At 61.2% G+C, this 22647-nt stretch carries 16 protein-coding genes and 1 pseudogene; 10 read left to right on the top strand and 7 right to left on the bottom strand.

The window, feature by feature from the left end:
- Position 1 precedes the first annotated feature (1 nt).
- The 3 genes from ACSQ3Y_RS34355 to ACSQ3Y_RS34345 are packed head-to-tail and all read left to right on the top strand — an operon-like array spanning position 2 to position 3016.
- On the top strand, positions 2 to 940 hold the full coding sequence (locus tag ACSQ3Y_RS34355; protein WP_436180461.1) for a recombination directionality factor: 939 nt from the start codon (positions 2 to 4) through the stop codon (positions 938 to 940).
- Positions 937 to 1767 carry a hypothetical protein gene (locus ACSQ3Y_RS34350; protein ID WP_436180460.1) on the top strand — a complete coding sequence of 277 codons (831 nt, stop codon included), beginning with the start codon at positions 937 to 939 and terminating at the stop codon, positions 1765 to 1767. Before ACSQ3Y_RS34355 ends, ACSQ3Y_RS34350 begins: the two co-directional genes overlap by 4 nt.
- A complete protein-coding gene (locus ACSQ3Y_RS34345) occupies positions 1694 to 3016 on the top strand; it encodes a hypothetical protein (protein ID WP_436180459.1) in 1323 nt (440 codons plus the stop codon). Before ACSQ3Y_RS34350 ends, ACSQ3Y_RS34345 begins: the two co-directional genes overlap by 74 nt.
- Positions 3017 to 3315: 299 nt before the next feature.
- Here the strand turns inward: ACSQ3Y_RS34345 and ACSQ3Y_RS34340 are convergent, their stop codons facing one another.
- Positions 3316 to 4320 (bottom strand): tyrosine-type recombinase/integrase, encoded by a 1005-nt coding sequence (locus tag ACSQ3Y_RS34340; RefSeq protein WP_436180458.1) that lies wholly within the window; start codon positions 4318 to 4320, stop codon positions 3316 to 3318.
- A 1140-nt stretch (positions 4321 to 5460) separates the two neighbouring features.
- Here ACSQ3Y_RS34340 and ACSQ3Y_RS34335 point away from each other — a divergent pair.
- The 4 genes from ACSQ3Y_RS34335 to ACSQ3Y_RS34320 all read left to right on the top strand — a co-directional run bounded on the left by ACSQ3Y_RS34335 (position 5461) and on the right by ACSQ3Y_RS34320 (position 10928).
- The gene (locus ACSQ3Y_RS34335; protein WP_436180457.1) at positions 5461 to 5733 is read left to right on the top strand and encodes a hypothetical protein; all 273 of its coding nucleotides are present in this window, start codon (positions 5461 to 5463) and stop codon (positions 5731 to 5733) included.
- A gap of 45 nt (positions 5734 to 5778) precedes the next feature.
- Positions 5779 to 7059, top strand: a complete 1281-nt coding sequence (locus ACSQ3Y_RS34330) for a metallophosphoesterase (protein WP_436180302.1) — start codon at positions 5779 to 5781, stop codon at positions 7057 to 7059.
- A 23-nt stretch (positions 7060 to 7082) separates the two neighbouring features.
- Entirely contained in the window at positions 7083 to 10565 is a 3483-nt protein-coding gene (locus tag ACSQ3Y_RS34325; RefSeq protein WP_436180456.1) for an AAA family ATPase, read from the top strand.
- 69 nt (positions 10566 to 10634) lie between these two features.
- A complete protein-coding gene (locus tag ACSQ3Y_RS34320; RefSeq protein ID WP_436180455.1) occupies positions 10635 to 10928 on the top strand; it encodes a hypothetical protein in 294 nt (97 codons plus the stop codon).
- Positions 10929 to 10953: 25 nt separating this feature from the next.
- Here the strand turns inward: ACSQ3Y_RS34320 and ACSQ3Y_RS34315 are convergent, their stop codons facing one another.
- Entirely contained in the window at positions 10954 to 11181 is a 228-nt protein-coding gene (locus tag ACSQ3Y_RS34315; RefSeq protein WP_436180454.1) for a helix-turn-helix domain-containing protein, read from the bottom strand.
- A gap of 88 nt (positions 11182 to 11269) precedes the next feature.
- A pseudogene (locus tag ACSQ3Y_RS34310) lies at positions 11270 to 12306 on the bottom strand (IS3 family transposase); the annotation flags it as partial.
- 108 nt (positions 12307 to 12414) lie between these two features.
- Between ACSQ3Y_RS34310 and ACSQ3Y_RS34305 the strand changes: the two are divergent.
- On the top strand, positions 12415 to 15375 hold the full coding sequence (locus ACSQ3Y_RS34305) for a Tn3 family transposase (RefSeq protein WP_436180453.1): 2961 nt from the start codon (positions 12415 to 12417) through the stop codon (positions 15373 to 15375).
- A 176-nt stretch (positions 15376 to 15551) separates the two neighbouring features.
- Here ACSQ3Y_RS34305 and ACSQ3Y_RS34300 read toward each other — a convergent pair whose 3' ends face one another.
- The 3 genes from ACSQ3Y_RS34300 to ACSQ3Y_RS34290 all read right to left on the bottom strand — a co-directional run bounded on the left by ACSQ3Y_RS34300 (position 15552) and on the right by ACSQ3Y_RS34290 (position 17494).
- On the bottom strand, positions 15552 to 15995 hold the full coding sequence (locus ACSQ3Y_RS34300; RefSeq protein WP_436180452.1) for a hypothetical protein: 444 nt from the start codon (positions 15993 to 15995) through the stop codon (positions 15552 to 15554).
- 127 nt (positions 15996 to 16122) lie between these two features.
- Entirely contained in the window at positions 16123 to 16527 is a 405-nt protein-coding gene (locus ACSQ3Y_RS34295) for a nucleotidyltransferase domain-containing protein (RefSeq protein WP_179684610.1), read from the bottom strand.
- Between the two features lie 34 nt (positions 16528 to 16561).
- Positions 16562 to 17494, bottom strand: coding sequence for a tyrosine-type recombinase/integrase (locus tag ACSQ3Y_RS34290; RefSeq protein WP_436180451.1), 933 nt, complete (start codon positions 17492 to 17494; stop codon positions 16562 to 16564).
- A 710-nt stretch (positions 17495 to 18204) separates the two neighbouring features.
- Here ACSQ3Y_RS34290 and ACSQ3Y_RS34285 point away from each other — a divergent pair.
- Entirely contained in the window at positions 18205 to 21120 is a 2916-nt protein-coding gene (locus ACSQ3Y_RS34285) for a Tn3-like element IS1071 family transposase (RefSeq protein ID WP_015061186.1), read from the top strand.
- A 186-nt stretch (positions 21121 to 21306) separates the two neighbouring features.
- Here the strand turns inward: ACSQ3Y_RS34285 and ACSQ3Y_RS34280 are convergent, their stop codons facing one another.
- A complete protein-coding gene (locus tag ACSQ3Y_RS34280; RefSeq protein WP_436180450.1) occupies positions 21307 to 22269 on the bottom strand; it encodes a LysR substrate-binding domain-containing protein in 963 nt (320 codons plus the stop codon).
- 84 nt (positions 22270 to 22353) lie between these two features.
- On the opposite strand from ACSQ3Y_RS34280, the gene ACSQ3Y_RS34275 reads away from it, so the two are divergent.
- Positions 22354 to 22647, top strand: a complete 294-nt coding sequence (locus tag ACSQ3Y_RS34275) for a DUF2917 domain-containing protein (RefSeq protein WP_057205298.1) — start codon at positions 22354 to 22356, stop codon at positions 22645 to 22647.

Genomic DNA, 22647 nt, shown 5'->3' with positions numbered 1-22647 from the left:
CATGAACCTTTCAGCTGACAAGATTGGCCCATTCACCGAAGGCAGAGTGCAAATCGTCACACCCGAGGACGGCGGTGAGTGCCATTTCGCTATCACGGGCCACACGCATCAGAAAATGACCGACGGCGCAGTGCCCGCCTACGCTGATCACCCAGTAGCGGCGAAGGTAGGCCCGCCAAGCGCACGGTTGTGCGAGATCCCGGTGAAGGTGATGTTCGACCAGGTCAACCACAACCTGTTTACCCGCTACGAGGCCTGGAGCCCGGGCGTGCCGGACATGCCTGTGTGCATCGGCGACGGCGCGATTGCGAACGCGGTCAACGTAAGCACAGGGCAACGTCACGCCCACGTCTGCAAGGGCCCAGCGCTCTGTCGGTTGATCCTGGACAACAACCTGAACTGCTCGATCAGTGTGCGGATGCCGGTGCTGGTCCAAGGCGTTCCGCTGGAACTCAGGTCCAACGCGGTAAACACTCTTGCCGCCTTGACTGCCAAGCTGACCGAGCTGAGGGCGAGATTTGGTGGCCTGCGCCACCTGTCGCTCAAGCTGCGGATCTGGGAGAAGAGCACCAGGGCGTCGAGCTACCGTCGCTTCGGTTGCGCCACCATTGATCTGGAAGCCGACGCGGAGCGGGCCGAGGTATGTGAAAGCACCGACGATCGCAATGACGGCTATGGCGGCGCCATGCAACGCGCGTGGGCCGCGACATTCGTACCAAGCGCTGCTGATATGCGTCCAGAGCCAGCACTGTGCCTCTCGGTGCCAGCAGCGGGCCCACGCCTCTCTGCGGTACCCGAGCGGGCGGCGCTAGCACATGGCGATTCCACGTCGATGTTTGCGACGCCGCTGCGAGCCGCGCTGGATTCCTGCCACATCTTCGAGGCATACCCTGGTTCACAGGTGAAGAGCATCATGACAACGGACGGAGTTAGACAATGACAACGCCAGCCACACCAGAGCGCATCTGCAATGTGTTGCGGGAGCGCGGCATTCCAGCCGCGACGGTGCAGCAGTACCGCAGCCTACTCTTACGGGTCGACGAAGAACTGAAACTCACCGTTTCGCGACACCTGGCCAAGGTGGCAAGCGCGGTCGACGATTCTCAAAGCATCAAATGGGTCTCTGCGCTCAGCAAGATTGCAAAGGGTGAAGTGGTGGACACAGCGTTGTTCCAGGAACTTGCGCCCCTCGTCACAGTGCCTGGCTCGCCGGAATCTCCAGGCAGGTTGGATCCGCCCGTCGAATCCAATGCTCCCATCATGAAGACCAAGGCTGCACCAAAGAAGGACGCAGAACAGCGAGCGAAGGAGCGCCAGACCATCCACGTGTATGGGGCAAAGGCAGCGCTGTGCCTTGAACTCGACCGCTTGCGCCCCGACGACGCTGGCAGGGAAAAGGCGACCTTGACCATCGAGGCTGCGCTTCGCCGAGAGGACAAGGCATATGGCTGGAAGGACAAGGTTGCCGTGCAACTGGGGCTTGCCGAATTGCCGGCGTTCCTAGGGGCCGTTATGGGGTGGGTGCCCGAATGGTCCGTCAAAGCCCACGGCTCTGAACACGACAAGGTGCTGTTTGTCAAAAGCCAGCCCGGTGGCGTTCAGATCCTCGTGGCCCAACGCGCGCTTGGACTTTCAGTGCCCGTGACCTATGCCGACACCTATGCCATTTGCAGCCTTGCCCTGAAAGCCCTCCTTGAAAACGATCCCCACCTCTCCAGTGACACTGCCCTCCAGCTCTGCCGTCGGGCATGCGGAGGAACGGTCTGACGCTTTTGCAGGCACCGGTACCCAGAAGTGGGCGTCTCTCGGTCGATACGCACCGCTGGCATGGGCGCTTGTAGGCTGGCTGCTGGGAGCGCTCGCATGGGGCGGTAAGGGCGCGCCTGCGCTGGCGATCCTGGTGCCCGTGGCGGTGGTCCTCGCTCGGGTTAGGCTATCCGTCTATCTCTACTGGGTGGCCTACCACTTGGCGGTCGTGCGAGCGTTGCCTGCCTATGCCGAGGCGTGGTTTGACAGCGCTTGGCCCGGCACTGTGTCCTGGCTGCTGCTCGGACTCGTATGCGCGGTTCCCTGGACCCTGTTCTGGACAAAAAGTCACGAGCAAGGCCGCAGCGTAACGATGGTGATCCTCGGCTTTCTGACCGCATTGCTGCCGCCAATCGCAGCGGTCGCCCCCGGCCATCCGCTGGTGGCTTGGGGCTTCGTGCTCCAAGGGTGGGGGTGGGGCGGTTTGGTGTTTGGGGCCGTGTTGACGGGCTACGCGGCCGCGGTGATCTGCACAAAGCAACCGAAGGTGGCATGGGCAATGATCGCTGCCGGGGCGCTGGCCCTGTGGCTTTGGGGTGCCTCAGTACCTCAGCTTCCAATGCGCAGTGTGGGCATGCTGCACCCCATCGGCACGAAGTTCGGGAAGCCGCCGGTCAACGGCGAGGAAATGGTGTCGCGCCTGGAAAAGGTTGGCACGATCGTTCGACGCCTTGCTGCCAATCCAAATTTCGCTGGGTCTGTTCTGGTCTTCCCGGAGACGACTCTCGGGCGCTACGACGATACCTTCGCGCCGATCCTGCGCGGCGAGATTCTCGCCCCGGCACGTGAAGCCGGCATCCACCTGGTGCTCGGCATGGAGGTCAAGAACAAGGCGGGAGAGCGCTACAGCGTAGCCACTCTGTTTCGGGCCGACCAGGCTATGCAAACGGTGGCGCAGCGGCAACCTGCGGTTGTCTCGATGTGGGCGCCATGGCGCGCTGGATCGTTCTCTGCTGACTGGACAGGGGATGCCACGCTGCGACTGAACAAGGACATCGAGCTGCGGGTAGTCGTCTGCTACGAAGAGTTCCTGCCGTTCGTGCACCTGCTTGATGAGGCGCGAGGGCATTACATCGCCAAGGTCGTCATGTCCAACAATTGGGCGGCCAGCTCGATGGGATTGCCGATAGTGCAGCGGCAGCACACCGAGGGCATGGCCCGGCTGTTTGGTCGACCAGTGGTGCGAGCGGAGAACGTGCCGATCAGCTGAACATATGGAGAGCGCTTACTTCCGCGCTAGACGTAGCTTCCTCCTTGGTCACAAATCGGTTGCCACTGGCAATACCCAGCTCAACGCGACCGGTAAGATTTGATCAAGCGGTTTCAAGATTCGTTGATCCTTTGTCTGCGACATCTGCAATCCGCCAGTCATCCACCGTCCAAGCAGGACCCAAGGTCTTGCCAGGCTGTCGGGTTGTTGAGTACTTCTATCCGGCGAGGCCCGAAATCATTCCTGAACTACTCCGGCGACGAGGTGGCCCGCACAAAATGTATTTGACTGGGCGAAGATCAAATCTTGGTTGATTTCCGCAACCGCAGTCGGTCCAAGCCTTTTTCGTTTTTTAATCCCAAGTAAGGCACTAGCTCTGCCCTTGTCATTCCACCTCGGTACATTTCAACGATCGCAGTGTTGCGAAGCACCTGCGGCCCGACACGCATAGGCACAAGCTTGCGATCCTTGATCGCAGGGTCCTGACCAGCCCGAACCACTACCGCGCTTACCAACGTGAAAAGTGCGGGCACGGTCAGTTGGTGTCCACGGCTCGAGAAAAACAGCCACTCGACCTCCGCACCGGTCCGCGCGCAATGTTCGGCCCTTATGAAGAGCCAAGACTGCAGAGCGGATCGAACACCAACCTCAAGATGCAGCGCACGGGGCTGGCTGGCGCGCTTGCCGACCACGCTCAGAACGGTAGGGCTCGGTGCACCAGGGGGGCTGCTCCCATCGTAGGTCAGATCCGCCGGACGCAGATTGCGTACCTCCTCAGGCGCCAGCGCCAGTTCATAGAGCAAAGTGAGGATCGCCCGATCGCGCACATCGACCATTTCCTCGCCGGAAGGGAAGTGCGCCGGTAAAAGTTTCCAAAGCTCCGGCGCAAGCACATGACCGAGTTGTTCTACCTCAATCGGCTTCTCGCTTTCGTTCATATCAGCAGCAGGGTTGCTTGGCACCCAGTCTCGGCCTTTCGCGAACTCGTAAATCCGGTCGAGTAAAGTGAAGTAGCGCCGGCGCGTAACCATGCTCAACCGCCGCTCGGTGTTGTGATTGGCTCGCTGGCCGTGTCTCGGGGCCACAAACTTAGCCACTTGAGCCGCAGTTGCGTTTGTCCAGGAAGCCGTTTGGCAGGCGGCCTCATCTGAGACACATTCGGGACGTGGGAGGCTTTTAAGCCAAGCCGACCAGATGGCGATGTATGGTGCCGCCGAGTCGGGCTGAAGCGGATTTTTGGGCTTGGAGGACTCAACCTCAAGCCACAAATTGAACAGCTCCAAACCGTTGGGAACGGTTTTCATAGGTACACTCCCATAACTTATAAACCAACTTACATGGGTTATTTTAAGATAAAACACCTACCGTCCCCCTCCTTCTTGGTTAACTTGGGCTTTGGTTGTGGCGCAGGCGGCGGGTGGGGAAGCGAGCGGTCGTGTTGGAGGGGTTCGGAGGGAGTGTGAGGGGGGAAGAGGTGAATCAGGAAGGGGCAAACGCTTGGAAGAGGGCGCTAGTAAAAGCTAACACCCATGTAAGTTAGATATGGAGGTGTTCAGGCTATGAAGCTGTCGCATCTCGGGCAAAGTTAACGAGGACGGCTACTCGCCCGCGTGTCTCGGTTGCCGGCAATTTGGCCGGGCATGGGGTTCCATTGCAGGTCTGAGCAGGTTTGTCACGGCGGTTGAATCAAAATTGCAGCGTGACGTAGTTCAAATGTTCGTTTGGGGAATTCCAGAGAGGCAATGCGCAGGTAGTGTGGTTGCACGCCTTTGCGGCCTTGAAAGTCCCGATCAACTTGGTAAGCTCATCCCCAACACCTAAGGAAAATGCACATGCCTAAAAGCAGTACCAAGGTTCCGCAGTCGAATCCCGGCCCGATCAAGGTCGGCCATCGGGTCCCGCCTGAGACACAGTACGAAGGGCTCAAGCAACTGTTTCGCGACAACGGGTTTGTCGATTCAACCGGGCGCCCTACGGCCGCCGGGCGACGCGCTCTCGCGCGATCGGCCGCAGCCTGACACGCAGAGCGAAATTCTTTTCGCCCATTCAGTTCCTCCCAGAGCAACAGGATTTCCACTTCGACCGCAAAGCACAAATTGCTTGACGCCCGGGCGCACGAAGCCGGGAACGCTGGCAATGATCAGCACAGCTGCTCAACAGATCATTTGCAGCCCATGGACTGAGGGGAGGAAAGCTTCAAGCCTTCATCTATCGATGCTATTTCAGGGGCCAGCCGCACGAGGCATGCGAGGGGGCTTGCATCACAACCTTCGTGCTCAAGCCCATGGTCACGAAAGGCGATCAGCTCACAGTTTCAGGTGTACAAGTGAAGGCGACCGGACACCGCGGCGAGGGAGGGAGTTGGACGAATAAGTCTTGAGATCGCGTTCGTTCCAGCAAGCGTTTCGGTGCTGTAATTCCATCCAGTCGTGCACAATCACCGGATGGAACTCGATCAGATCGCCATCGCCTTGTTCGGAGCACTAGCAGCCTGGCTGTCCCAGGCGCGCAGCGAGAGGCTGCGGCGCTGGGCCTGCATCTTCGGCATGCTCGGCCAGCCCGCCTGGTTCTACGCCGCATGGAAGGCCGACCAATGGGGCATCTTTCTCGTGAGCGTGATCTACCTGGGCGCATGGATGCGCGGCGTCTGGGTCCACTGGATCGCTCCGCCGCCTGATTCGGGCGTCGGCACCATCCAGATCGTTCCTCGCAAGTGACGTTGCCGCGAGGTCCGGCCGTGGCAATCAACAGGAGACTCGCTCGTGAAATTCATCCACACCGCAGACCTGCACCTGGACAGCCCCCTGCGAGGTCTCTCCTCCTACCCCGATGCCCCCGCCGAGCGCCTGCGCACCGCAACCCGCGATGCCTTCGAGCGCCTGGTCACGGTAGCCATCGAAGAGAAGGTGGACTTCATGGTCATCGCCGGCGATGTCTACGATGGCGACTGGAAGGACTTCAACACCGGGCTCTTCTTCGTGCGCCAGATGGGCCGCCTGCGCCAGGCCGGGATCCCCGTGTACCTGCTCTACGGCAACCACGACGCGGACAGCGAGATGACCAAGGGCCTGGAGCTCCCGGACAACGTCCACACATTCGCCTCGCGCAAGACCGAGACCTTCCGCATCGAGCCGCTCAGGGTCGCCTTGCATGGCCGCAGCTTCAAGATCGCAGCCACCACGGAAAACCTGCTCCCTGGCTACCCCATGCCCATGGCCGGCTGGCTCAACATCGGCGTGCTGCATACCGCTCTCGAAGGCAACAACGAGCACGCCAAGTACGCTCCATGTTCGGTGGCCGAGCTCCAGGCCAAGGGCTACCAGTACTGGGCCCTGGGCCATGTGCATGAGCACTGGATCGAGCGCGGTGACACCACCATTGCTTACCCGGGCAATCTGCAAGGCCGCCACATCCGCGAGACTGGCCCGCGCGGAGCACTGCTGGTCAGCGCCGAAGGAGGCGAGATCACCGAGGTCGAACGGGTCGAAGTCGACGTGCTGCGCTGGCATGCCTTGGCCGTCGATGTCAGTGCTTGCGAAGACCTGCGCAGCGCCGTCCGGCTGGCGGGCCAGGCCATCGAGGATCTGCTCACCAACTCGCCTGCTGGTCTGCCTTTGGCAGTACGCGTGAGCTTCACAGGCCAATCCGGTGCCCACGCAGCCCTGGCCAGCGACGAGGGACAGCTGCGGCAAGAGATGATCGCCCAGGCCGTGGCGCTGGATCCGGACCGCATCTGGATCGAGAAGGTGCGCGTCGACACTACGGCGCAGGCGACACAGGCCGCCGGCCTGGAGGGCGAAGCCCAGGACGCGCTCAACGCATTGCAGGAACTGGCCGCCTCTGCCCACGCCGACCCAGAGTTCCTGCGGTCGCTCCAAGCCGACTGGCAGGCCATGCTGGAGAAGCTCCCGCATGACGTGCTGCTGGCATCTCTTGAACTCGCAGAGCTTCGCCAGGCAGATCCATCGCTCATTGCAGACCGGGTCCGCCAGGCAACCCCAGTACTCATGGCCCGCGTCGCCGGCGCCAGCGCCGCTGCCTGACCCCCCTACCCAGCTCGACACTCATGCGCATACGCGAACTCAAGCTGATCCGGTACGGAAAATTCACCGACCGCCACCTGTCGTTGCTTCGGCAGGCGAGGGACATCCACCTCATCGTGGGGCCTAACGAGGCCGGCAAGTCCACCGTCCGCTCGGCCATCGGGGACTGGCTGTTTGGCATTCCGGTCAGGACATCCTTGGGATTTCTGCACCCGATGTCCGAGCTGCGGATCGGGGGCGTGCTGGAGCGCATGGCCTCGGGCACAGCAGAGGACCAGCAGCTTGCCTTTGACCGCACCAAGGCCACCAAGAACACTGTGCGCTCGCCCGAAGACGCGGTGCTGCAGGACGCTGTGCTGCAGCCCTGGCTGGGCGGAATGCAGCTCCAGGCCTTTACGCGCATGTATGCGCTGGACCACTCCACACTCGTCGAGGGCGGCGCCGGCATCCTGTCGGCGTCGGATGATGTCGGACGGCTGCTGTTTCAGTCCGCCGCAGGCATTGAAGGCCTTGCAGATGTTCTGCAGAAGCTGGAGGCCGAAGCAGACAGCCTCTGGGGAACCCGGAAGGCCGGCCATCGGGTCTACCACCAGGCACACGAAGCCTACGAGGCGGCCGGCACCCAGTTCAAGCAGGCGGTGCTCAAGACCAAGGATTGGAAATCCCAGCACGACGCCTTGCTCGCTACCGAGCAGGCGCTCGCAGACGCACGCCAACGCGACCGGGATACCCGTCAGCAGCTGAACCAACTGGAACGCATTCGCCGCGTGCGGCCCATGCTGCAAGCGCTGGATGCTGCGCAGGCCCAAAGGGAAGCACTGGGCCTCACTGACGACGTTCCGCTACTGCCCGAGAACGCATCCTCCACCATTCGGGATGCGGCCCAGGCAATGGCGCTGGCTCAGGTAGAAAGCCAGCGCCTCGAACAGGAAAGCTCTGCGCTTCGCACACAACTGGATGGCATCCACGTCGACCAGGCTCTGCTGTCTTTGGCTGCGGATATCACCGACCTCAACGAACGCAGGCTGCAGTACCGCAGCCACAGGGCGGACATCGTCAAGCGCACCGAAGAGATCCAGATGCACTGGACTCGGGTGAAAGAACTCGCCGGCGGTCTGGGTTGGACAACCGACACCGAAGACGCCGTACGCAAACGCCTGCCGGCCATGACCACGCGCAGCCGCCTGGTGAGCCTGCTCAAAGAGCGGGGCGCACTGAACCAGCAACTGCGCAGCGCCCAATCCGCGCTGACCGATCGCGAGCAGCAGATGGAGCAGGCGCAGCAAGCGCTGGAGCGCCTGGTTGCGCGCGAGGTACATCCAGGGCTGGCAGGCACTGTCGAGAAGGCGCTGAAGCTTGGCGACCATACCGGAGCAGTCTCCCAGCTAGTTCATAAGGCGGATGCACAGAGGACATCCCTTGCGGCTGCCCTGGTCGGCCTTGGCAAGTGGCGAGCCGAGCCGGACGCTCTCGCAGGCATGCTCGTGCCCGACGACACAGTTGTGCAGGGCCTGCTGGATGAGGGCCGCACTGGAGTCGCAGAGGCCCAGGCGTTGCAAGACGCGGTAGCGACTAAGGCAGAGGAGTTGCAACGCCTGGAGTTGGAGCTGCAGCAGTTCGTCCAGGACTTCCAACCGGTGACCCGAGAACAGGTCGACGAGGCCCGCCAGTCACGAGACCAGGAATGGAGAGCGATCAAGGCCGCGCCAAGCGAGCTGATCGCCAAGGCCAATGCCTATGAGCAATGGGTGGGCAAGGCCGATGGGCTCGCTGACACCAGGCTTGATCGCGTCCAACATGAAGCGACCCACCGGTCCAGGGCCGAACGCATCGAGCATGTGCGTCTGGAGTTGCAAGGACTGCAGGTACGACTGCAGGGTGCGAATGACCGGAATGAGACCCGAGTGCGCCAATGGCAAACCTTGGCGGAGGCGAGTGGACTGCCACAGCTGCCGCTAGAGATGGCGCCGGTGTGGCTGCGCCAACGCAGGACAATTCTGGAAATCAGTGCCGAGTTGGGCCAACTCGACCAGCAGCACAAGGATCTGGTGACCGCCGGTGTAGAAGTCGCAACTGCCCTCTGGTCGATGCTGGGCGGTGCCGCGGAAGAGGCCGAGAGGCCCATTCTTCACGACGGCCTGCAGCGAGCACGCAAGCTGCTGGCTGCTGTCGACCAGGCGCAAGGCCAGCGCAGCGCGCTGGAGCAGCAGGTGGCCGACGCCCAGAACAGCGTTCCCAGACTGCAAAACTTGGTGCAGCAAGCGCAGTCAGCGTGGAGCGAGTGGGAGACCGCCTGGCAGGCGGCCGTGAAAGCCGCAGGCTACGAAAGTGCGGCGACCGCTGTCCAGATCGAAGCGGAGTTCGAAGCAGTCCAGGAGGTTGAACGGTTGCTGACCCTGATCCGGAGTATTCGCAGTGAGCGCATTGAACCCATGCAGATGGATCTCTCCGACCTGAAAGCGTCCGCAGATGCCCGTGCTCAGCGTGTCGCCCTGGACTTGGTCGAGCAGGATGCCGACGTGATCGCCCAGGAACTCTTCGCCCGTCTCACGACCACCAAGCAGTCCGAGAAGACGCAACGCGAACTGCGGGCCAAACAAGCCCAGGTCGAGGCGGAGCTCGCCGAGGTCCAGCAGCGCCAAGCGACTCAAAACGCGCGCTTGGCGCCATTGATGGCCACGGCAGGTGTGGACGATATCAACGCGCTTGCCGCGGCAGCCGATCAGTCCGAACAGCGCCGAGCCTTCGAAGCCAAAGTCAGTGCAGCCCAGTCCGACCTTGTGCAAGGCGGGGATGGACTGGGCCTGGACCAACTCCGCCAGGAGGCGCAAGGCGTCGCTCCCGACGAGCTGATGGCCGAGATCGAGCGACTGGGCGCGCAGTCTGCCCAACTGGTGGAAGAGATCGCCCAGTTGAGCAGCCAGCACGGGACACAGCGCAAATCGTTTGAGGCCCTGGACGGTACCGCCGCCGCGGCGACGGCCGATGCGCGCCGCCAGGAAGCGGTCGCATCCATGGCCGACGCTGCAGAGCGCTACCTCAAGCTCCACACGGCAGCCCGCCTGCTGAAATGGTCGATGGAGAAATTCCGCGAGACGAGGCAAGGCCCGATGCTGGCCAAGGCCTCGGCGACCTTCAACACCCTGACCTTGGGCTCGTTCGAGCGCCTGCTCGTTGACTCCGCTGACGAGAAGCCCAGACTCTTCGGGATTCGCCCCAGTGGTGCACAGGTTGAGGTATCGGGAATGAGTGAAGGATCCCGGGACCAGCTGTATCTGGCACTGCGTCTCTCGGCCCTGGAGCTGCAGATCGAGCAGGGCCTGAACATGCCGCTGATCGCGGATGACCTGTTCATCAACTTCGATGACCGGCGCACCGCGGCCGGGCTTCAAGTTCTGGGTGAGCTGTCGAGGAAGATGCAGGTGATCTTCCTGACCCACCATGATCATCTGGTGCCCCTGGCCAGGAATGTGCTTGGTGACGAGCTCAATGTGGTGACGCTCTGACAGAACAAGCTGAGCTGCAAAGTCTGCCTGCTATGCTTTCTTCATCAGCAATTTGAAGCGGAGGAATGAATGGATGCCAATGAACGCTTGGTGGCTTTGACCCGCATGCAAGAGACGTCGGATGCGTTCTATCGCAGCGCCGTCTCCATCGGCAACCATCCATTCATCGAGTTTGCAGGGCTCATGAATGAGTACATCACGGCCTGCCGTGCCGCGCACGCCAAGGGCATTGATTTCACGCAGTGCAATGTCCACAACGGGCAGGCACTGCCTCTTCATCCTGTGATGTCGGACTACATCAATGAGAAGCTGGAGTGCATCTTCTCTGGCTCGAAAGTATTGGCCGCTGGCGAGGCGGCCTGACTCCGCTGCAGCGGGACTGAAACGACTACTGCGCCTCGGCTAGCAGGGCGAGGGCTTTTCGCTTACCCAGATTGAGCACGTCGTGGATTCGTTCCAACTGCGCCGCACGAGGATTGGCCTTCCCAGTCTCCCACTTGTACGCAGAGAGAGACGATGCCTGCAAGAGCTTTGCCATGTCCTTCTGCGAGATGCCTAACTCCACTCTCTTTGCAGCCAAAGCCTCGGGCTTGAATACCCACTTTCTGCCTCCCATGCGCGCAGGAGCTTCTTCACTCGTGGAGTCATTCTCCGGTGCTTTGACAGTTCTTTGGGTTGCCTTGAGCTGAATCGCCCCGGCTTATCTAGACACTTTTGAGCCGTTGGGAATGTCGCTGTTCGAACTCTACAGGGGATAGTCCTGCCGCCGATGAATGACGGCGCTGTGAGTTGTAGAACATTTCGATGTAGTTGAAGACGTCCGCTCTCGCATCATCACGGGTTGCATAGACCCGCCTGCGGATGCGTTCGCGCTTGAGCAGTTGGAAGAAGCTCTCGGCCACAGCGTTGTCGTGGCAGTTGCCACGCCGGCTCATGCTGCTGACCAGGTTGTGCTCGCGCAGGAAGGTCTGCCACTCGTGGCCTGTGAACTGACAGCCTTGATCGGAATGAACCATGACAGGTGCACGCGGCTGGCGGCGCCATAGCGCCATCAGCAGTGCATCGAGGACCAGGCTCGTGTCAATGCGGCTGCCCATGGACCAGCCCACTACCTGGCGTGAGAACAGATCGACCACAACCGCCAGGTACAGCCAGCCTTCGTGGGTTCGGATGTAGGTGATGTCAGTGACCCAAGACTGATTGGGCTCATCCACCTTGAACTGACGCTTCAGATGGTTTGGTGCGACCACGGCGGGCTTGCCGCCTCGCATTCCAGGCCGGCGGCCGTAGCCCGTCTGCGATCGCAGGCCTTCGATCTTGAGCAACCGCGCCACGCGATGCTTGCCGCAACGCTCGCCCAGGTCGCGCATGTCCAGCGTGAGCTTGCGGTAGCCGTAGACACCGCCACTCTCCAGCCATGCCTGCTTGAGCAAGCCCAGAAGCCTCTGGTCGTCCTTGGCCCGTGGACTATGCGGCGCTGCCTTCCACGCGTAGTAGCCGCTGGGGTGTAGCTGCATCACCTTGCACATGCGCCGCACGCTGTGTTCCTGCGCATGCTGCTTGATGAACGCGTACCTCACCCGCACTGCCTGGCAAAGTACGCGGCGGCTTTTTTTAGGATGTCACGCTCCTCGGTCACGCGCTTGAGTTCAGCCTTCAGCCGTCGCAGCTCCTCGGTCTGGGACGTCTGCATCTGTCGTTCTGGCGCAGGCACCGAATAGACCTTGATCCACTTGTACAGGGGTGATCTCGGTTTCAGTGCAATTTCGGAATCCATCTCCGAATAAGCCACTGGCGACAACTACTTAGCTGCGCTTTATAGTGTTCTCTGGAGCGAAGGAGAACGCTGATGTCGAGCTACCGATACAGATTCGTAGGCTACGAAAAACTGCCGTCCGGCTTGAATGCAGGTGACGTGGAACTGCACTGTCGGCTGCCAGATGAGCTGGTCAGGGAGATCAGGAACAGTGGCTACGCGAAACGCTATCACCTGGGACTGGCGGTGCAGCTGTCATTCCTCGCGCTGACAGGCAGAAATGCCGATGCCGCGCTCAAGATGCCGACTGCGATGTTGAATATGCTGTGTGAGCAACTGGGCATCCACTCGACGGCGATTGCTTCCCTGAAGTCGCTGTACTCGAATGCCGACCGGACCATCAGCAACCATAGGGCTTGGGTTCGCGAAAAGCTCCTCTTCTCTACCTACGACTCCAACGCCGAAGAACGCCTCAAAGCGGCCCTGTCGCAGCAGGCGATCGACGCCTCGTCCGTCGATGAACTCCTCGCCTCCGCCCAGGAATGGCTCTTCGACAACAGGATCGTCCTGCCAGGCCAGCGTGTGGTGCTCGACCTGGCCCGATCTGCGTTTCAGGTTGTCGAGAACCTGGCCCTGGCAACAATTCGAGCAGCGGTCACTCCAGTACGCCTTCGCGCGGTGCTCAAGGTGATGCACGAAGAGAGTCCGACTCCTGGCATCTCGTTGCTGGAGTGGTTGAAGCAATCGGCCGGCAAACACGGGGTGAAGGGCCTCAAAGAAGTGAACTCACGCATTGATGCGCTCAAGACGCTGGGCGTGCACCTGTGGGATCTGCAAGGGCTCTCGATCGGCCGCATCCATGCGTTCGCCCAAGCGGTGGTCAATCGGCCGCCCTCCGAGACCGCCCGCCGCATCGAGGACACCCGCTCGATCGAGATCGTGTGCTTCCTCAAGCACCTGCTCGGTGAGCTCAGCGATGAGGCGATTTTTCGGAACAATCGGCACACCAGCGATTTCGTCCACAGGGCTAAAAAGCGTGTCCAAGCCAAACAGGCACAGCGTGCAATCGAGTACCGCCATTCCATCGAATCGATGCGGAGCATTGCTGCGGACAGCGGGCGTGAGGCGCATGAACGGCTGGCAGCCATCATGGCGCTGGCTGACGATATGCTGGGCCGTCCGCTGGTCAGCCAGGCTGAGGTTGTCCGGGAAACCTTGACCGAGCAGAGCACTCAGGTTCGCACGATCCTGGACGGCATGGGCTGCTTGGACCTCAAGGGCGATCCCGAGCACGCCGACAGCCGCCTGGTGTTGGCATTGCAGGCGCTCCGAGCAGCAGGCGCCAAGGAGCTTCCAGTAGGCTTTGATACCTCCCTGGTCGAACCGAAATGGCGCCCCTTTCTCGATGTTCCTGATCGCAAGGCGGCACTCAGGGCTTTTGAAGGTTGCGCATTAATGCGCATCAGCAAGGGGCTGCGGGGAGGAAGCCTGTATGTGAACCACAGCGCTACCTACCAGAACAAGGCGAGTTTGCTGATTCCGCAGGACGAGTGGGAGCGCGACAAAGTCGCGCTCTGCGAAGCCTATGGTCTGGAATTGGATCCGCGCAAAGCGCTTGACCTCCAGTACGAGTTGCTGCGTGCCGGCCTTGCCGATGTGGAGGTCGGACTTGAAAAAGGCCTGCTTGAGATCGATGAAGACGGGTGCGTGCGTATACCGGCGATTCGCGCCGCGGAGGAAGACCCGGAACTTCGACACACGAACCAACGCCTCAGCGACTTGATTGGCGCAACCCAGCTGCCGGACGTCATTTTGGAGATCGACAGTCGGACCCAAATCAGCACCATGTTGCTGGGCCGCCAGCCGGAAGACGCCGAAGAACTCATTGCGCTGTATGCGGGCTTGCTCGCGCATGGCACCGAGATCGACGCCAAGGCTGCTGCCGCAATGATTCCCGGCGTGCCCGTCAGCCGCGTCTCAGCCGCCATGCGCATGCACGAGGCGCCTGGCCGGCTGCGCGCAGCCAACGACAGCGTGGTGGCGTTCCAGCAGCGGTTTCCGATCGTCAAGCTGTGGAGCGATGGGAAGAAGGCCTCCTCGGACATGATGGCGCTCGACGCAACTCGCCACCTGTTCATTGCCCGAACCGATCCCCGTCGCAAGACCGCGGCGGCAGGCATCTACACCCATATCCTGGGCAGCTACCCGGTCATCTTTGACCAACCCATCGTGTTGTTGACGCGCCAGGACGCGCCGGCAGTGCATGGAATCGAAGCCTACAACTCCAACAGCGAGGACCGCATCAAGGTCGACCTCTTGGCAGTGGACACCCATGGCTACACCTACTCCGGCATGAGCGTGGCCAAGCTGCTGAAGTTCGACTTGTGCCCCCAGTTGGCCGGCCTGCCAGACCGCAAGATCTGGACACCCCGCTCGATCAAGGTGTCCGAGGCCCTCGAGCAAATCGCCATACCGGCCATCACCGAAAAAGCCATCCGGGAAGGCTGGGACCGGACCATGCGCCTCATTGCCTCGATCAAGTCTGGCCGCGTAAGCGTCGCGTGGGCGCTGGCTCGCCACGGGAGCGCCGCTGCTGGGGATGAGGTTCGCCGCTGCCTGGACCAGTACGGTCGATTGCTGCGTTCGGTGTTCCTGTGCGACTACTTCACCAACGACGTCTTCCGGCGGGAAATCCACACCTTGCTCAACCGCGGTGAGTCGGTGCACCTTCTTCAGCGGGCCATCTACTACGGCCGAATCACCGCCGAACGAGGCCGCCGCCGCGACGAGCTCAAGTCGATCTCGGGATCGCATGCGCTTTTGACGAACGTCGTGATCGGTTGGAACACGATGAAACTGCAAGAAACCGTTGATCGCCTGAAGTCCAGCGGGCAACGCATTGACGACAGCATCCTGCGCCGAATCGGGCCGGTCCACTTCGGGCACATCAACTTCCGGGGCACCATGAGCTTCAGTGTGGCCCGGTATGCCAGCGTGCTTTTGAAGGGAGAAACAGCCTCGAAACGCGCTCCCGTCAAACGGGCCGAAAAATGACCCTATTTCGTCGTTTTGCATTTCCGTCTGCAAAATCGGAAAGCTGCTCTATATAAATCAACCACTTAGCGCGCCGGTGCATTTCGCCATTTCATTTATTCAGTGCAAAAAAGGAAATACCCGACAAATTTAGTAGGCTATTGGGTGCTGGGCGGAGTTGGCGTGCAGTGCACAAATTATTCCGTTGGCGGCCCAAGAGTTGTCCCCGCATCCGCCAGCTGCCGCAACGTCGCCAGCTCAGAAGGCATGTGGAGCACCCGGATGTTGGCGAGCGCCTGTATCGCGTCGCGCTTGGACCAAATGTCTGTCTTGTCGCTCGTGAGAAAGACCGTGCAACCGGCCTTGGCCGCCGAATCGAGGTGCTGTGCGTCGACCTGGGCGCCCAACAACTTGCGTAGCGGTTCGAAGAGAGCGGACGATTTGTAGTCGTTCCAGGTTCCAGGAGCCTCTTTCGAACTCAGATTGCTCTGCTTCCAGGTAGCGCCCGAGCCGGGGACGAAAGTTTTGACCCGGCGATTTCGCTGCTCGAAAGGAAAGTAATGGGTTTTCAGAAGGCCAGCAGCCTCCAAGGCGGCCACTTCCTTGAGCATTCCGCCGGTGTCCACATACACAAGAAGCATCTCATCTCCCAGAATTTGATGGGCTCATTGGCTCACGGTTGGGCGAGCTCGCTGCGTCGGGTGCCAACGAACATCGGTGGAATTGCCCGCAAGGCTCCAGGTGACAAGATTCTTTTGCAGCTCGACTTCAACTGGGCCAGATGCGGATGGCTCTCTCCTGCCGAGTTTCAAATTGGCCAAGCGTTCCGTCAGGCTCATCTGCGATGAATTTCGTCCCCTCGTACTGGGCCTCGGTGGCTGATTTCAAGACCCAATTCCAGCGGGCCAGGGCTCCACGCTTGTCCTGCCAGGGTTCTTCGAAGTCGTTGCCGTTCACCACCACCAGGCAGTCGATGCCGCTCGGTTGGGGCAATGCCGCGCGCACAGCGGCGAGAAACCCGGATGAGCCGAACACAAGCAGGTCTGTGTCAGAGCCCGCCTGGGCTCGGCCACTGGCCTGCGAGCCGATCAGCCACACCGATGAAGGCAGTACCGGGAGACCCGTCAGGGAGTCGACGAAGGTGCGCACGTAAGGGGCAAGAATCGGCTGCATGCTGGCCTTTGGTTGGAGAGTTGTCCAGACAACGTCAGAGGCCGCTTTCGAAGCGCTCCTGTAGTCCCGCGGTTGGGACATCAAGGTACCTCAATGCCGACTCCATGTCACGCCATCCAACGTACTCCATCATCTCCTTGATGTCCCACCCACTGGCGCGTGCCCATCCGGCAAATCCGCGCCGCAGCGAATGGCTCGAGTAGCCCTCGGCAGACTCGACGCCGGCGTCATGGAACATCTTGCGCAGCAAGGGAATCAGGCTGGTGGGGTGCATGGGTCGATCGGACATGTGGCCCCACTGGTCGATGCTGCAGTACACCGGGCCCGCCTGGCGGCCGCTGACGGCGATCCATTCCAGGTAGGCGTCCACCGGACACAGCCGGGACAGAGCCGGGCAATGGAAAGTGCGACCCTCCAAAGCGCGATCCGTCTTGCTCCTGTCCAGTCTGCAGGTCAGGCCTGTTCCGGCAACGGCCGTCACGTTCTCCACTCGCATGTTGACGATCTCATCGGATCGAAACGCGCGCCAGAAGCCCAGCAGCACGATGGACCGGTTGCGCGTCAGTTGCAGCAAGGCCGTTTCATCGCCTTGTTCGTGTGCCGCGCGCTGCGCGGCTTGCAGCCAGTCGGAAATCTTTTGGAGCTGATCGAGCTCCAGTGGTCGCGCCTGCTTTTGCTTGGCCGGGTGCTTCGCCACAATGCCCCTGAGCACCTTGCGCACCAGCGGTGTCTTGGTCGGGTCCGCAAAGCCCTGTTCTGCATGCCAACGCGCGAGCGCCGCCAGCCTTTGCCTCAAGGTGCTGACCTTGTGCGTGCTCGCGTAGGCCACGAGGTAGCGAGCGACGGTATCGCTGGTGGCCGGTAGAAGCCCTTTCCAGTCCTGCTCGAAGTGCTTGATCGCGGCTGCGTAACTTCGCACCGTGGTCTCACGGTCGGCAGCCTGCAGATAGTCATCCAGTTCACCCACCACGCCTCCTTTGCACTCGGCCCCGAAGCCGCATCTCACCGAGAACAGGCCCACCTGCCGGCACTATAGGCGTTCGAGCCGCTTTCACAACGACCCGCGGGCCGGGTCCGTCAGAAATATCCCGCCTACGTGTTTCGGGACCTCTTCAACTGCAAGCTGCGTATTTCGGATCTCCTGGACAGCCGGCTCGGTACCGTGGACACCGAGTTCGACACCGCGGTCGGAGGTCGGCAGATTGTCTAACTCTTCGCTGAGTAACAGTCGGGGCGGTCGGCTAGACTTCGGCAATCGGTCAGACGCGGCCATTTGGGAAGTGAAAGTCAACGACCGCTCCAGGCTGATCTCCGACACTCGAACCTAACGCCTGAAAGTTCGCGTGTTGCGCAACTGGTCATTGGCCGAGCAGGGTCTCAAGCGACCGCTTTGTTGCTCAGACCGGTCACTCTATTGATGCGAGCCGGGCAAGGTAGCAGGAGCAACTGATCACACCAAGGATGAATTGGTTCTCCCGACCCGCTGCGGTCGGTGTTGATGTAGGCAACGATCCCAGAAAACCGTCCGAGAAGGGGTCTCCTCGTTTTCAGTGCAATAAGTGACGGTACGCAAAGCTAGCACTGGCGCGGGGGTGGTCTGGGTAGACCGTTGATTTCATTGACTTTCCTGTTCGCTTTGTAAACGGGTATGGTGGCCTCCCACTTTTGAGGTTCACGATGCAGGGTTGGCACACAACGTTTTTGGGGATGCGTGGGCTCCCCCGCGATATCAGCGACTTCGAGATGAAGGCATTTTTCACCTTCGATGGTGCCGAGCGCGACGCAATCAATGCACGCCGAGGTGATTCCCACAAGCTTGGTCTGGCGCTCCATATTGGTTTCCTGCGCATGAGTGGGCGTTTGCTCGGTGCCTTTCGGGTAATTCCAGTAGCCTTGTGGCGCCACCTTGGCAACGAGCTTGGCATTGCAGCACCAGAAGTCGCCTCGCTGAGAGCCATGTATGAACGCGGGCGCACGCTATTCGATCACCAACAAGTAGCCTGCACGGTCCTTGGATTCCAGTGGATGAGCGAGCACCAGCGCCGCTCACTGGTACGTGAACTGCGCGACGAAGTGGCGCGCTGCGCCGACCGCGATCAGCTACTCGTGCGGGCGCGTCAATGGCTGTACAAGAACAAGCTGGTGATCGTGCACGAGCGGGCAATTCGGACACTGATTGCGGCGGCACTTGCCCAGCTTGAAGTTGAAACAGGCACCGCCATCGCCGCCAGCGTTGATCCAGCAACACTTGATCGCTGGCGAGCCTCAGTTTCAGAGCTGCGCCCAGATGGACAAACCCAGCAGAGTTGGCTATGGGCTGCACCGGCGAAACACTCAACCCGCCAAATCAGCGAGGTACTGGAGCGCATCGACCTGCTTTACACGCTGGACGTTCATAAGCACCTGGCAGACATCCCCGATCTCATCTTGCGCCGCTACGCGCGCCGACTTGTCTCCAGGCCGCCCTCAGCCGGAGCCAAGATCAAAGAGCCAGCGCGCACCGTGGAGGTCGCATGCTTTCTTCGGTATTGCCTGTTCACCACCACAGACCAGTTGATCCTTATGGTGCAGCGCCGGATCGCCGATCTGTGGCGTCAGGCTGCCGCCGATGTCCCCGCTACCGTCAATTGGGCCGCAATGTACAAAACGCTGCTCGGCGAACTTGTTGCCTTGAGCGCGCAAGGTGCGGTGCCAGATGCTGAGTTGCGTGCCCGTCTTGAAGCCTTGATCACCGAAACCCAGAAACGCAAACCACCGAGCAGGGCCTCCCTGGTCCGCGAGGGATTGATTGATGGAATTCGCCCCGTGCGGTCGTTGCTCGTCGCCATTGCAAAGCTGCCCTGGCAGGCCACCGGCGAGCATCCTGCCATCGAGTACCTTGCCAAGCTGCAAGCTTTATATCTCAAAGGATCCAGAAAGCTGCCAGTTGAAGTGGTGGCACCAAGTCTGGGAATGATCTGGCAGGTTTCGATCTCCAGCCCAGACCGGGAACGGGCGTTTCAGGCGTTGGAGGTGGCCACCCTGTTTGCCCTGCGCCGCGCGGTGCGCAATGGCTCGGTCTGGATTGAGCACAGCCTGAGCTTTCGGGGTCGTGCGCGCTTGTTCTTCACGGACGAGCGTTGGCAGGCAGAGTCCAAGAAACACTATGCCCGTCTATCGTTACCCAGCAAGGCTGCCACTTTCTTGAAGCCTTTGCTGGCCAGAGTAACTGCCGGTGTCGATGCGGTGGCCGCTGCAGCCCGCAGTGGCGTACTGCGCGTGGATGATGAACTCCATTTGTCGCCATTGCCCGCAGAGGACGAAGACCCAGAAGTGACCAAGCTGCGCGCGGCTTTGGATCACCGCATCGGTGAGGTTCAATTGCCGGAAGTGATTCTGGCCGTTGACGCCCAGGTGCGCTTTAGCTGGATCATGCTCGGACGTGAGCCGCGCTCTACCGACGAGCTGCTGATGGTCTATGCCGGCATCATGGCCCACGGCACCAGTCTGACTGCGGTCGAATGCGCGCGCATGATTCCGCAATTGTCTGCCACCAGCATTCGCCAGGCCATGCGCTGGGCGCGGGACGAACGGCGTCTGAGCCAGGCCTGCCAGGCTGTGCTGGAATTCATGCAGCGACACCCGATTGCCGCCACCTGGGGGCGGTCCGATTTGGCATCTTCTGACATGATGAGCATGGAGACCACCAAACGGGTGTGGCAAGCCCGGCTTGATCCTCGGCGCAACACACCTTCCATTGGAATCTACTCCCATGTAAAAGACCGGTGGGGCATCTTCCATGCGCAGCCCTTTGTGCTCAATGAGCGCCAGGCGGGCGTGGCCATTGAAGGTGTCATCCGCCAAGAAAAGCTGGAGACCAGCCAGCTTGCTGTGGATACCCATGGCTACACCGACTTTGCCATGTCACATGCCCGTTTGCTTGGTTTTGATCTTTGCCCGCGGTTGAAGGAACTCAAACAGCGCCACCTCTTTGTGCCACGCGGCACCAAAGTGCCCGCAGAAATCGCTGCGGTGTGCGAAGCCAATGTCGACGTCGCTTTGATCGAAAAGCATTGGGATAGTCTGGTGCACCTGGCAGCCTCGGTCATGAGCGGACATGCCAGTGCGGTGGCAGCTCTTGCGCGGTTCGGTTCTGCCGCCCAGGGCGATCCAATCTATGAGGCTGGCGTGCAATTGGGGCGGTTGCTGCGTACGGCGTTTTTGGCTGACTACTTTGTCAAGGACGCTTTCAGGAACGAGTTGCGCCGGGTGCTCAATCGGGGCGAGGCTGTTAACGCCCTCAAGCGCGCCATTTATACCGGCCGGATCAGCCCGGCGCAGGCCAAACGTGTCGATGAAATGCAGGCTGTGGCCGATGCGTTGAGCCTGATGGCCAACATCGTGATGGCGTGGAATACCTCACAGATGCAGGCGGTCCTGGATCGCTGGTCGAACCGCCGCCAGGTCATTCCACCGGAACTGATCGAGAAGATTGCGCCCACCAGGCTGGAGAGCATCAACTTGCGGGGTGTGTTTCGCTTCCCGGTTGACCGCTATGCTGACCAAATCCTGCCTTCGCGGCCAAATGCATCGATAACTGGCACCAATGGATGAAACCGACCACGGTTTGACGCCACGAATCGCAGATTTGAAAGTGAACAGGAAAGTCAATGAAATCAACGATCTACCAACACCACCTCCGCGCCAGTGCTAGCTTTTCGTACCGTCACTTATTGCACTGAAAACGAGGAGACCCCAGCATTGATTGAAACCGTGAAATCCAGCACAGGGTGCGGGCGGTCAGGCCAGCGTGGCGGGTTTCAGCGCCGCGTCGGCCTCGCTGCGCAGCCAGCGCACGAAGTCCTGCGCATCGGGGTTGGCGCCGCCGCGAACACCCGACACCATGTAGTAGCCGCGCTGCGACGAGGCACAACTGCCGAACGGCGTCACCAGTCGGCCGCTTTCCACCAGCTCGGCCAACAGCGGCAGCCGGCCGATCACCACGCCTTGCCCCTGCATCGCCGCCGCCACCGCATCGGCGTACTGGGTGAAGCGCACGGTGTTTTTCATGCGCACTTCCGACACCCCCATCAGCCGCGCCCAGGGGGCCCATTCCACCGTGAGCGGCATGCCAGGGTGCTGGTCCACGGCGAGCAGGGTGTGGCGCACCAGGTCGGCGGGCTGCTGCAAGGGGTTGGCTGCGTTGGCGGCCAGGGCAGGAGAGCACATGGGGACCACCCATTCCTCAAACAAGGGAGTGCCCAGCCCATCCTCGGTCGGGCAAAAGCGCACCGCCAGGTCCAGCTGGCTGCGGTCCAGGTCCAAAAGCTCCAGGGTGGCCGAGATGCGCACGTCCACATCCGGGTGCTGCGCGGTGAAGTGCGCCAGCCGGGGGATGAGCCACAGCGATGCGAAGCCCGGGGTGCAGGTCATTGCCACCTGGCGCAGGGCCGGGGCGGCGCGCACCCGAGCGGTGGCATCGCGCAGCCGCTCCAGCGCATCCACTGCCGCCCGGTGCATGACGGCCCCCGCCTCGGTGAGCACCAGGGACCGGTGCCGGCGCTCGAACAGGGCCACACCGAGCCAGGCTTCCATCTGCTGGATCTGGCGGCTGACCGCAGACTGGGTGAGGTAGAGCTCCTGCGCCGCTTGCGTAAAGCTCAGGTGCCGCGCCGAGGCCTCGAAGCTGCGCAGCAGGTCCAGCGGCGGCAGCTCTTCCCGACCGATGGCCGAGGAAGACGTTTTCACATTCTGGATTGGCATGCGAAGGATTCCAAATGACCGTTTGAGTACAGAGAGTCGTCTCACTATATTCATTCCATCAGCGAATGGATAGGAGCATTTACCATGATCATCGAACTTACCCACCGCGGCTTGCACCATGTGCCCGACGCCGCGGGCCAGAGCATGCATTGCCAGAGCGGCACGGTCTGGATCACCCTGGACCACGACACGCGCGACGTCGTGCTGGAGGCAGGAGAGAGTTTTTCCACCCCCGAGCACAAGAGGGCGCTGGTGTATGCCCTAGCACCAGCGCGCCTGCTCATCGAGCCGCCAGCGGGTGATAGACCCGCCGTGCGCCTCCTGCAGCGCCGTCCGGAGCCGTTCCAGCCAGCGTCACCCCTGGCGGCGGGCGCTTGA

Source organism: Acidovorax sp. LjRoot66 (assembly GCF_964253305.1).
Classification (GTDB): domain Bacteria; phylum Pseudomonadota; class Gammaproteobacteria; order Burkholderiales; family Burkholderiaceae_C; genus Acidovorax.
This window is presented reverse-complemented; position numbering and strand designations above follow the sequence as displayed.

Coding starts and splice junctions, on each gene's coding strand:
- ACSQ3Y_RS34300 (WP_436180452.1), bottom strand. CDS start 15,995: ATGCTTCTTGTGTATGTGGACACCGGCGGAATGCTCAAGGAAGTGGCC.
- ACSQ3Y_RS34285 (WP_015061186.1), top strand. CDS start 18,205: ATGCAGGGTTGGCACACAACGTTTTTGGGGATGCGTGGGCTCCCCCGC.
- ACSQ3Y_RS34305 (WP_436180453.1), top strand. CDS start 12,415: ATGTCGAGCTACCGATACAGATTCGTAGGCTACGAAAAACTGCCGTCC.
- ACSQ3Y_RS34295 (WP_179684610.1), bottom strand. CDS start 16,527: ATGCAGCCGATTCTTGCCCCTTACGTGCGCACCTTCGTCGACTCCCTG.
- ACSQ3Y_RS34280 (WP_436180450.1), bottom strand. CDS start 22,269: ATGCCAATCCAGAATGTGAAAACGTCTTCCTCGGCCATCGGTCGGGAA.
- ACSQ3Y_RS34315 (WP_436180454.1), bottom strand. CDS start 11,181: ATGGGAGGCAGAAAGTGGGTATTCAAGCCCGAGGCTTTGGCTGCAAAG.
- ACSQ3Y_RS34355 (WP_436180461.1), top strand. CDS start 2: ATGAACCTTTCAGCTGACAAGATTGGCCCATTCACCGAAGGCAGAGTG.
- ACSQ3Y_RS34325 (WP_436180456.1), top strand. CDS start 7,083: ATGCGCATACGCGAACTCAAGCTGATCCGGTACGGAAAATTCACCGAC.
- ACSQ3Y_RS34320 (WP_436180455.1), top strand. CDS start 10,635: ATGGATGCCAATGAACGCTTGGTGGCTTTGACCCGCATGCAAGAGACG.
- ACSQ3Y_RS34340 (WP_436180458.1), bottom strand. CDS start 4,320: ATGAAAACCGTTCCCAACGGTTTGGAGCTGTTCAATTTGTGGCTTGAG.
- ACSQ3Y_RS34350 (WP_436180460.1), top strand. CDS start 937: ATGACAACGCCAGCCACACCAGAGCGCATCTGCAATGTGTTGCGGGAG.
- ACSQ3Y_RS34275 (WP_057205298.1), top strand. CDS start 22,354: ATGATCATCGAACTTACCCACCGCGGCTTGCACCATGTGCCCGACGCC.
- ACSQ3Y_RS34335 (WP_436180457.1), top strand. CDS start 5,461: ATGGAACTCGATCAGATCGCCATCGCCTTGTTCGGAGCACTAGCAGCC.